Genomic DNA, 10,847 nt, shown 5'->3' with positions numbered 1-10,847 from the left:
GGAAGAGGGGGAAGAGGGGGAGGAAATAATTATAGTTTTCCGGTGGGGTTGGGTTTAATATATTAAACCCCTACATTCCTTTTGCTTGGTTGGTGAGCGTAGTCGAACCATTGCCCTTTGCCCTTTGCCCTTTCCTCTTGCCTTTTTTAATTCTTAATTCTTAATTCTTAATTCTTAATTTATTTTCCTTCTACTTTAAAACGTTCAACCGAAGCAATTAAATCTTTCGCAATGTTGACGAGATTTTGTAGTGAACCTGCTACCCTTTGGGATTCTTGGGAGGTGGCTTGTGCCGTTAATTCAACGGCTTGCATAACTCTGGCTACCCCTCTGGAGTTTTCTCTTTGTTCATCGGTGTCGGCGGTGATCGATCGAACTAAAGCATCAATACGGTTAGCTACTTGAATAATATCTTCTAAAGCTCGTTTTGCCTGTTCGGCTCGATCGTTTACGTCTCGAACCTGTTGGATACCTTCTTCCATCGCCGTCATTACCGAACCCGTTTCCGTTTGAATCTTCAATACGATTTGCTCAATCTCTTGTAAAGATGTAGCAGATCGATCGGCTAACTGCCTTACTTCATCCGCAACGATGGCAAAACCCCTACCGGCTTCCCCTGCCCGTGCCGCTTGAATAGAAGCGTTTAACGCTAAAAGGTTCGTACGAGAAGAAATTTGAGAAATCACCGCTACAATGGTAGAAATTTGTTGGGATGCCTCCGCTAATCGTTTTACCTTACGAGTGGTTTCTGATACCGTTTCCCTAATTTGTAAAATACCTGCAACGGTTCTTTCTACTGCATCCCCACCTTTGAGAGCTGTAACACTAGACGATCGAGCCACTTCTTCCGCTTCCCTAGCGTTCTCTGCTACCCTTTGAATGGAGTCCGTCATCATTTGCACCGAATTAAGCGTTACAGCTAACTCCTCCGCCATTCTCAACGCATCACTAGACTGATTTCGGGCATAAACCTCACTATCTGTACTAGCTTTGTTTACTTGAACCGCCGCCTGTTTAACCTGTTTAACGATTTTGCGTAGGTTAGTAATAGTTAAGTTGAAAGCATCAGCTACCGCCCCTAATACGTCCGCCGTTACTTCCGCTTGTACCGTTAAATCTCCCCTCGCCGCTCCTTCCACGTCATCAAGGAGACGAATAACTTGTCTTTGTAAATCTTCCCTTGCTCTTTCGGTTTCTTCCGCCCGTTTTCTCGCTTCAGTGGTGGTAGTATTAATCATTTTCGCCATCTGGTTAAACCCTGCGGACAAAGTACCAAATTCATCTTGAGAATAAACGGTAGCTTTAACTTCATAATCCCCTTGATATACCGACTCAAATTGATTTTGTAAATCAGTGGTATAACGTTTAATATGATTAGTCATTAGATAACCGAGTGCGATCGAACTTCCAGCACTAACTAATCCAGCCACTAAACTTAATAAAAATCTACTCATCAAAAGATAAGTAACAGTTTCAATTTCTGCATTCTCCCCATTAGCGGTATTTTCTTGATTTTCTGGAGTTGGTTGAGCCTCAGTTTTAGAATTTAATGGAATGGAGGCTTGAGAAAAGCTCACTAACAAAACAATGAAGAAAGTCGCAACTCCCGTTATCCCCCCATGGATTAACTGTTTAGTTAATAAAGGAAAATTATAATATTTAGCTAAATTACCTTGAGGAATTTCTATCTCAGGAGCGAAGGAAGGAGAAGAAGGAGAAGTAGATATATCGGATAAAGAAGAAGAAACACTGATTTCCTCATCGTCATCTATTTGTAAATTTATTTTATCGGTGTCAAAACTAAAACTTCCAGTAATTTCATTATCAAAATCATCATCAAAAACATTATCATCATCATCTAAGATGTTATTGAAAGATTTTTCTTGTTTTTGCTCTTTAGTAAAAATACTCGATACGGGTAATTCATCGGCATCAATATCAGGAATATCGTCTAATTCATCGGGTGCGAAAAAGAAATCTTCATCCCCGTCAGGTACAAGAGGCCCATTATCATCTCCTAATTCTGTAGTAGAAGCGGAAGTTCCCATAGCAGAAGTCAAAGGCTCTAATTCAGAACTATAGTCTCCTAAGTCTTCTTCAAAATCTCCAAAAAGATTAGCCCCTCCTGTTAACATTTTTTCTAAATCACTTAATTCTGGTTCTTCCGAAGACACCACAAAAGTCGGTGCTCCCGTATCTTGAGTACCGTCAGCATTACCATCATCGGCATCATCATCATCATAATCAAAATCAGCCTCGTCTAAATTCATTGCCAACAAATCATCGGCAAAATCTGGAAAATTTGATTTTTCTGATCTCTCATTTTGATTTTCTCCCAGACTGGCGGCAGTATCATCATCATCATCGGAGAACATATCTTCAAAAGCATTTTTTGCCTCTGGCTTTGATTTTGGTTTCGGCGGAGGAGCAGAAAAGTCCCTATTAGGAGGAGGATTCTGTTGTAAAGTTGGGTCTTCTATATCCTCTTCTTCCAACTCATCCACATCCCAGTCTATGCTATCAAATTGAATACTACTTGTCCAATTATCATTTGGTTCATCGTCGTCAATTTCTTCAATGTCATCATCGAACATGGGGGATTCTACTTCCGAAGGATAGAAATTATTATCTTGCTCTTCTTCTATTTGGGCTAATCCTTGATGGGCTAAACTGACTAATTCTTCATGATCTGTTAAATTTAATACTTGTTTATAGGTTGTTTTTGCAGTATCATATTCTTGTTGACGCAAATATATATGACCTTTGAGTAATAAAACGCTAGGATCTTCGGGATAATCTCTTGTTATACTATCTACAATTTTGATCGCCAATTTTAAATCACCTTCAAGATATGCGGTTTGAGCTTGTCCGTATCTTTGTTGATAGTCAGTTTCTGATACCATAATCCTTCTCCATTGATTGCTAAATTCGTGATGTTACCTTAGTGATTGATCTGATTGATGTGATTTACGCTACCCAACGAGCCGATCGAAGAATAGCTATTTGGTCTAACAGTCGTACATATTCATTCTTGTCGTCCACCCATTCCCCTTGAATATAAGGGGCAATATGATCGGGGATACTTTGTGGTATTTGTATGGTATCTAGGTCTAACCACTGCATTGCTCCTAACTTATCTACTGCTAACCCTAAAATTGTTTCTTGATCTTCAATGGCAATTACGGGGATGTCCGATCGATCTGTATCCAACATATTAGGATAGCCTAAAAATTGCCCTAAGTCAGCTACCCAAATAATCTCCCCCCGTAAATTAATCGTGCCTAGTAGTAGTGGCGAGGCGTTGGGTATGGGGGTAATCCTTTCAGGCTCTTGTTGCATTACTTCTCTAATCCCAATAGCTGGTAAAGCGAATTGATCTCCTGAAGACAGGACAAAACGAAGATGGGGTTCACCTTCGGGGGCTTCTACCGCTTCTACAGATTGTTCTAACCCCAAAGTAACTTGGCTCTGTGGAGAGTCGGAATACTTTTGATTTTCTGCCATGTTTTTTTATACCGTTAGTGGTTGCTAAATCTTTTTGTTACCATTAATCAAAACTTAAAAATCTCAAATTTTCAATACTTATTAATAAATCTCGATCGAGCTATATTATTTGATCCTTTATTATTTTATTTTAACTTTATCCCTTTAACAATTGTTTAATGGTAACAATTAGTTCTTTTGGTTGAAATGGTTTTGCTATATAGGCATCTGCCCCTTGTTTCATGCCCCAATATCGATCGAAATCTTCTCCTTTGGAGGAGCAAATTAAGACAGGTAAATGTTTCGTTTTGGGATCAGATTTAATATTTCGACAAACCTCATAACCATTCATTTTCGGCATGACTATATCCAAGACAACTATATCAGGGTTAATAGTAGGCAATATTTCTAAGGCTTCCACCCCATCAGTGGCTATTTCTACTTTTAAGCCTTGCTTTATTAATAGTTCACTAATCATTTTTCTTGTCGTTGTACTATCTTCGACAAGCAGTACTGTAGTCATAATTCTTAATAGAGGATCTTTAATAGTGTAATTGTACCGTTAAAACGTTAGATAAATCTCAGGTCAATGTAACAATCTTTGAGAGAAAAAGGTTTTTGACATGAAAAAAAGTCGAATAATTTTTATCCTTCCAATTTAATCTATCAATTAATTAAAATCAATTATGACCTATTTTTTATCAATTCTTGGCTATAAGCTAGGGAATAGGCAACTTAGCTTTTCTCCCAAGTATCATTTTTAACTAAAGTATGAACTGACCATCGATCGAGGGTGGTAGGATAGTCTAAACGATAATGTCCTCCTCGACTTTCTTCCCGAAATAGTGCGCTTTTGAGGATTAAATAGGCAACATCGATTAAGTTAAAGGTTTCAGCAGTTAACTTTAAATATTCTTCCCCCTTGTGTGAAAGTAACTCGTAATTGTGAGAAGGAGATAACTTAGTTAACCATTGATAAATCGAGAGGGATTGTAATTCATTTCGCCATGTTATTATCTGTTCGATCGAACTTTCTAAGCCTACCTGAGTACGACAAATTCCTGCCCCCTCCCACACCACAACGGGCAAATTTTGACGAATATTCTCAATGATAGGTATATCTTTTTCCCAATCTTCGTTTACTGATTCATAGACTAAAGGCAATGATTCTTCAGTCACAGAATCTAAAGCTAAATTACGGAAACTTTCCGCAAATACCACGCATTCTAATAAAGAATTACTCGCTAAACGATTCGCTCCATGAACACCAGTACTAGCGGTTTCCCCAATGGCGTATAATCCTTGAATAGATGTCTCGTTATCTAAATTAACCTTAACCCCTCCCATCCAATAGTGAGCGGCTGGAGATACAGGAATCGGTTGGGAAAATAAATCAACTCCCCACTGTTTACATTTATTGATGATATTTGGAAAACGATACTCAATACGAGATACGGGGATCGATCGTAAATCTAAATATACCTTATCATGGACAGGATCAGAGCTAACTTTGTGTAAATGACTGTAAATCGATCGACTGACAATATCCCTCGGTGCTAATTCTCCTTTGGGGTGATAATCAAAGGCAAAACGTCTTCCCTCTTTATCGATTAAATGCGCCCCCTCTCCCCTTACCGCTTCACTGATTAAAAAATGAGGTGCGTTATCCACATCTAAGGCAGTGGGATGAAACTGCACAAACTCTAAATCTCTTAAAATTGCCCCTCCACGCCACGCCAAAGCCACTCCATCTCCCGTGCTTACTTGGGGGTTAGTGGTATGGGCAAACACTTGTCCTCCTCCTCCCGTTGCTAAAATAACCCTTTCTGCTTTTAACCAATGAATGCCATTATCAAATAATAAGCATACCCCTCGACATTTTTCCTCTTCTATCCATAAATTCAGCGCGTAGGCTTGTTCATAAACTTGAATATGTGGACTTTCTAACACCCTTTGCCTTAGAATGGATACGATGGCTCTTCCCGTAGTATCCGCCGCATGGAGTACCCTCGGAAAAGAATGTGCCGCTTCTAAGGTTGTGGCTAACTCTCCATTATCTCGATCGAAATCCACTCCCATTTGCAGTAAAGATTGAATAGATGTCACCGCATTTTCCACTAAATATTTAACAGCCTTTTCATCACACAAACCAGCACCCGCCTTCAAAGTATCTTCTAAATGAAGTTGAGCCGAATCTTGAGGATTAATAGCGGCGGCGATGCCACCTTGCGCCCAATCACTAGCACCTTTTTTTAACTTGTCTTTAGTGATAATAGCGATGCGAAAATGATCAGGAAGACATAAAGCAGAATACAAACCGGCGGCACCCGAACCGATAATGATAACATCAAAGCTATGGGGGAAAGAGTATTTTTGGTTCAAAGTCTTGAAATCTTTATTTTGCAAGGAAGGGGATATTTTTGGTAATTTTAACCAATAATCATTTTATTCGCCACAAAATTAAATAATTTCTTTAAGATTTAGTTGATTTTAGAATAATTTTTGCTATAATGTTAATAACACCTAACACCTAATACCTGTAGGGGCGCTCCTCTGAGCGTCCTTATTTTGTGGTTGAGCTTCATTAATTAGGGGTTGCTGAAAAATTATGAGTGCATAGAGGAGACTAGGAGAAATACATGAAAATAAAGGTTTTGAGATTTTGTCTATACCAAAAACAAACAAGCATATTTTCAATAGACATCTCCAGAAATGAAAAATTAAATCAATTTAGATATTGAAATCGTTAAATTAATATATTTTATCGTCATTTTCAATCGGTTAAACATAATTATTGGAGAAGTCTAATGAAATAAGATCAAAAATGCTCATTTTTTGAGTAAAAATTGCTAAAATTGCACACTTTATAATTATGATATTCGATGAAATTAACATTAAATTAAATAATATAACTAAAACATGAAAATTGTTGTTACGGGTGCTACGGGCTTTTTAGGACGACATTTATTACCTCAACTAAAAATACAATACCCCCAAGCAGAAATTATCGGTTTATCTTCTCAAAACTACGACTTGATGAATCCAGTGGAAGTAGTCAAAATGTTTGAAGATTTACACCCTGAGATATTAATACATTTAGCGGCTTATTCGGGAGGCATTGGGGCAAATCGTGCTTATCCTGCGGATTTTTATTATCGTAACACCCTTTTAACGGCTTTGGTGTTTGAACAGGCAGCAAAATATAATGTCAAAAAAATGATTTATACTATGGGAGGATGCAGTTATCCTGCTACGGCGACTTCTCCTATCGATGAATCTCAGATGTGGCAAGGTTATCCGCAACCCGAAAGCGCAGGTTATTCTAGTGCTAAAAAAATGGGCATTGTGGCTTCTCAATCTTATCGCACTCAATATGGTTTAAATTCGGTGGTGTTAATACCGGGTAATTTGTACGGAGAATATGATAATTTTCGCAACAATGAATCCCATGTTGTACCTGCTTTAGTGCGCCGTTTTTATGAGGCTAAATTAAATCAATTAGAGGAAGTAACTATGTGGGGAAGTGGCACTCCTAAACGGGATTTTGTTTATGCGCAAGATGTGGCAAAAGTTATCCCTTATTTTATTGAGAATTATGACTCTAGTGAGCCGATTAATATTTCTTCGGGGACAACTACCCCTATTAAAGAATTGGCGGAATTAGTCAAAGAAACCACTGGTTTTGCAGGAAAACTTAGTTGGGATACTACTAAGCCTGATGGGCAAATGGTGAAAATTTTTGATGTGAAAAAACTCAATTCTTTGGGGTTATCCTGTGACACAAAATTAAAAGCTGGTTTAGAAAAAACTTTCACTTGGTTAAGTACAAATTATGCAAATAAATCCGATGGTATTAGACTCTAATCTTAAAATTATTATTATTGGGGGAGAGGGTTTTGTTGGCTCTGCTTATGTCCGTTTTTGTCAAGAAAATAACCTTGATTTTTTGGTAATAAATCGATCGAACTATGAACAATATATTGGCACAGAATGTGATTTATTGATTAATGCCAATGGTAACTCTAAGAAATTTTTAGCAAAAGATAACCCTTTATTGGAGTTTGACGAATCCGTGCGTTCTGTGCGACGATCGATCGTAGATTTTCCTTGTAAAAAGTATATATTTTTGTCGTCTTGTGATGTTTACCCTGATTGTTCCACACCTGAGTCAACAAAGGAAGACACGGTTATTGACATTACACAACAAAGCCCCTATGGTTTTCATAAGTATTTAGCTGAACAATGTGTGCGTCACTGTCATAATGATTGGTTAATCTTCCGCATGGGGGGTTTTGTAGGGCAAGGCTTAAAGAAAAATGCCATTTTTGATATTCTCTATGGGGAAAAACTTTGGTTACATCCTGACAGCGAATTGCAATATATTCATACGGATACAGCCTCAAAAGTGGTGATGGAAATTATCTCGAAGGGTTATACCCAAGAAATTTTTAATCTCTGTGGCAATGGTTTAGTAAAGTTACAAGATGTGATCGATCGAACGGATAGTAAAGTTAAGGTAAATTATGACAGCACTCCTGTATGTTATGAGGTTTCGATCGAGAAAATTGAAAGTCTAGTTAACATTCCTTCTACCCATGAGACGGTAATGAATTTTGTTACTTAGGGGTTGCCTTATAGGCTTTTGATGAAGTTTAGTAATAGATAATAGGTAATAGTTTTGGAGTTATTATACCATTATGGTAATATTTGTATTTTGTGTTTTTTGTACCTAGTTTTTGAGCAAAAATTGCCAAAAATGCTAACTTTTTTGTAAATGTAGGGGTTGAACACTGTTCAACCCGTCTAAACCAAAGTATTTTGATGAATAGAAATTAAGAAATTCCTCTCTATATCACTCGGTATCAGAGTAAATTCCCCATTTAAAAATAGCACTACCCCACGTTAACCCCGCCCCAAATCCAGAGGTTACGATCGTATCTCCATTGCGGATTTTACCATGACTGACGGCTTCATCTAGGGCGAGGGGAATAGAAGCGGCGGAAGTATTGCCATATTCGCTGAGGTTAGCAATAACTTTCCATGAGGGGATATTTAATCTTTCGGCAACGGCTTCGATAATTCTTTGATTCGCTTGGTGTAAAATCAACCAATCTATTTTTTCAGTGGTTAAATCCGCTCTAAATAAGGCTTTTTCAATGACTTCAGGCACTTTATTAACGGCAAATCGATAAACTTCTCTACCATTCATGGTGATTTTACCAAATTTACCTTGAGTCACTTGTTTATTATGACCAATATTTTTGATTTCTCCTTGATAAGCTAGGTTGAGGGCATTATTGAGCTTACCATTACTGCACATTTCAAAACCTAATAGTCGATCGAACTTATCACTAGCTTGACAGACTACTGCACCAGCACCATCGCCAAAAAGTACACAGGTAGTTCGATCGTCCCAGTCCACCCAACGGGAAAGACAATCAGCACCAATTACGACAATATTTTCATAGACTCCATTACGGATAAACTGACTAGCAGTAATTAAGGCAAAAACAAAACCCGAACAAGCGGCAGTTAAATCAAAGGCTACGGCTTTTGTCGCCCCGATCGAACCTTGTATTTGACTAGCACTACCAAAAAGATCATCAGGAGTAGAAGTAGCCAGAATGATCATATCAATATCTGGGGGGGTTAATCCAGCGTTAGAGATAGCTTTAAGCGCTGCCTCTGAGCCTAAATCACTAAGGGAGTGGACATTGGCAATATGACGTTTTCTGATACCTGTACGGGTTTTTATCCACTCGTCGGAGGTATCTACTATTTTACTCAAATCGTGATTATCTAACACTTGGTTGGCAACGGCTGAACCACTACTGATGATAGTAACGCCTTTTTTTCCCTGCTCCAATGATTTACTCCTTTAGTAATTAGCAAAAACAACATACAATCATTCTCAACTGTTCCCTGTTAACTGTCAACTGTTAACTGTTTAGCTCGTGTGAAACTTTGATCATTTTGTATTCTTTCGATAACATTATGACCAACGGCTTCTTTAGCGATACGAATAGCATTATAGATAGAAGGAGCTTGAGAACTACCATGACTGACAATACAAACACCATTCACCCCTAACAATAACGCGCCTCCATGTTCAGCATGATCAATGCGTTGTTTGATACGCTTAAGATTAGGCTTTAGCACCGCCGTACCAACTTTACCGCGCACACCGAAGGGTAATTCTTCTTTGATGATTTGAAGCATGATTTCCCCTACTGCTTCAGCGAATTTCAAGAGAACATTTCCCACAAAACCATCACAAACAATTACATCGAAATCCCCTGATAAAACGTCTCTCCCTTCGGCATTTCCTGCAAAAGTGATTCTCGGATTATTGCTTAATAGCTTATGGGTTTCCTTTGCCAATTCATTCCCTTTGGTGGATTCTTCTCCAATATTGACTAAACCCACTTTGGGATCATCGACTTCTAATACATATTTACTATAAACCGATCCCATGAGGGCAAACTGTTCTAAATATTTAGGTTTACAGTCCACATTTGCACCTACATCGAGAACGATTACTGACTTATTAGCGTACATTGTAGGAAATACAGCTCCAATGGCAGGTCGATCGATGCCTTTGATTCTCCCTAAGCCCAACAAAGCCGCCGCCATAGCCGCCCCCGAATGTCCTGCGGAGACAACCCCTTGCGCTCGGTTTTCTTTGACCAAATTCATGGAAACATTAATGGAAGCATTAGGCTTACGGCGAACTCCCACTAAGGCTTCTTCTTCCATAGAGACAACACCATCAGCAGGTACAATTTCGATATTGTTAACAGTGTTGCCATGTTTTTCCATTTCCGCCTGAATAGCATCAGGCTCACCTACTAATAATATATCGACATCAAGTTCTGCTGCGGCACGGATTGCACCGCCAACAATTTCATGGGGGGCGTTATCCCCTCCCATTGCGTCCACTGCTATTTTTATGCGTGTCTCAGACATTGCTCAATTTTTAAGGTTAAAATCTCTCAGATTATACCATAACAAGGCAATTAATGGATGTTGTCTCATCGTTTTTTGTAAATTAACTTGATAACCGCATCATTTTCTTTTTTTGTTACAAAAGCTCTCCATCTGTCATGGTGATATGTTTTCCTTGACGAATAATTCTAAAACCGATTTTTTCAAAGGCTTTAATTGCCCTTAAATGATTGATACCAGGAAGATTAGGCATAGTTTGGCTCAACTTCTAAGTAAATAGACTCAATTCCGCTCTATGAAACTTACTCAAACTTGATCAAGAATGGTCAAGTTCCCACTCTTCATGGGATGGACGTTCACTTCCTGCTTCACCGAATCCCTAATAGACTTGCCATTAAGTTGGTTTGACTCTCCACAGG

General features: G+C 38.5%; 8 protein-coding genes and 1 pseudogene. 2 read left to right on the top strand and 7 right to left on the bottom strand.

All coding sequences use genetic code 11. The features are described 5' to 3' along the window. Positions 1-179: 179 nt before the first annotated feature. From ACN4EE_RS20155 to nadB, 4 genes are all read right to left on the bottom strand, one after another. Positions 180-2,903, bottom strand: a complete 2,724-nt coding sequence (locus ACN4EE_RS20155; protein ID WP_431708290.1) for a methyl-accepting chemotaxis protein — start codon at positions 2,901-2,903, stop codon at positions 180-182. Positions 2,904-2,967: 64 nt separating this feature from the next. Further along, a complete protein-coding gene (locus ACN4EE_RS20150) occupies positions 2,968-3,504 on the bottom strand; it encodes a chemotaxis protein CheW (RefSeq protein ID WP_431708289.1) in 537 nt (178 codons plus the stop codon). A 136-nt stretch (positions 3,505-3,640) separates the two neighbouring features. Further along, positions 3,641-4,006, bottom strand: a complete 366-nt coding sequence (locus ACN4EE_RS20145; protein ID WP_431708288.1) for a response regulator — start codon at positions 4,004-4,006, stop codon at positions 3,641-3,643. Positions 4,007-4,218: 212 nt separating this feature from the next. Continuing rightward, positions 4,219-5,865 (bottom strand): L-aspartate oxidase, encoded by a 1,647-nt coding sequence (gene nadB, locus ACN4EE_RS20140; RefSeq protein ID WP_431708287.1) that lies wholly within the window; start codon positions 5,863-5,865, stop codon positions 4,219-4,221. A gap of 537 nt (positions 5,866-6,402) precedes the next feature. Here nadB and ACN4EE_RS20135 point away from each other — a divergent pair. After that, positions 6,403-7,347 carry an NAD-dependent epimerase/dehydratase family protein gene (locus ACN4EE_RS20135; protein WP_431708286.1) on the top strand — a complete coding sequence of 315 codons (945 nt, stop codon included), beginning with the start codon at positions 6,403-6,405 and terminating at the stop codon, positions 7,345-7,347. After that, positions 7,316-8,107, top strand: a complete 792-nt coding sequence (locus ACN4EE_RS20130; RefSeq protein ID WP_431708285.1) for an NAD-dependent epimerase/dehydratase family protein — start codon at positions 7,316-7,318, stop codon at positions 8,105-8,107. Before ACN4EE_RS20135 ends, ACN4EE_RS20130 begins: the two co-directional genes overlap by 32 nt. 228 nt (positions 8,108-8,335) lie before the next feature. On the opposite strand, the gene ACN4EE_RS20125 is transcribed toward ACN4EE_RS20130, so the two are convergent. The 3 genes and pseudogenes from ACN4EE_RS20125 to ACN4EE_RS23660 form a co-directional block, all read right to left on the bottom strand. After that, on the bottom strand, positions 8,336-9,349 hold the full coding sequence (locus ACN4EE_RS20125) for a beta-ketoacyl-ACP synthase III (RefSeq protein ID WP_431708284.1): 1,014 nt from the start codon (positions 9,347-9,349) through the stop codon (positions 8,336-8,338). A gap of 59 nt (positions 9,350-9,408) precedes the next feature. Next, positions 9,409-10,449, bottom strand: coding sequence for a phosphate acyltransferase PlsX (gene plsX / locus ACN4EE_RS20120; RefSeq protein ID WP_431708283.1), 1,041 nt, complete (start codon positions 10,447-10,449; stop codon positions 9,409-9,411). A 124-nt stretch (positions 10,450-10,573) separates the two neighbouring features. Further along, positions 10,574-10,681 (bottom strand): annotated as a pseudogene (locus tag ACN4EE_RS23660) (type II toxin-antitoxin system HicA family toxin); the annotation flags it as partial. Positions 10,682-10,847 lie beyond the last annotated feature (166 nt).

It is taken from the genome of Geminocystis sp. CENA526, from assembly GCF_050753365.1.
GTDB lineage: Bacteria > Cyanobacteriota > Cyanobacteriia > Cyanobacteriales > Cyanobacteriaceae > Geminocystis.
This window is presented reverse-complemented; position numbering and strand designations above follow the sequence as displayed.

Excerpts from the sequence above, each read along its gene's own strand:
- ACN4EE_RS20155 (WP_431708290.1), bottom strand. The coding sequence starts at position 2,903 with ATGGTATCAGAAACTGACTATCAACAAAGATACGGACAAGCTCAAACC.
- ACN4EE_RS20150 (WP_431708289.1), bottom strand. The coding sequence starts at position 3,504 with ATGGCAGAAAATCAAAAGTATTCCGACTCTCCACAGAGCCAAGTTACT.
- ACN4EE_RS20145 (WP_431708288.1), bottom strand. The coding sequence starts at position 4,006 with ATGACTACAGTACTGCTTGTCGAAGATAGTACAACGACAAGAAAAATG.
- ACN4EE_RS20135 (WP_431708286.1), top strand. The coding sequence starts at position 6,403 with ATGAAAATTGTTGTTACGGGTGCTACGGGCTTTTTAGGACGACATTTA.
- ACN4EE_RS20130 (WP_431708285.1), top strand. The coding sequence starts at position 7,316 with ATGCAAATAAATCCGATGGTATTAGACTCTAATCTTAAAATTATTATT.
- plsX (WP_431708283.1), bottom strand. The coding sequence starts at position 10,449 with ATGTCTGAGACACGCATAAAAATAGCAGTGGACGCAATGGGAGGGGAT.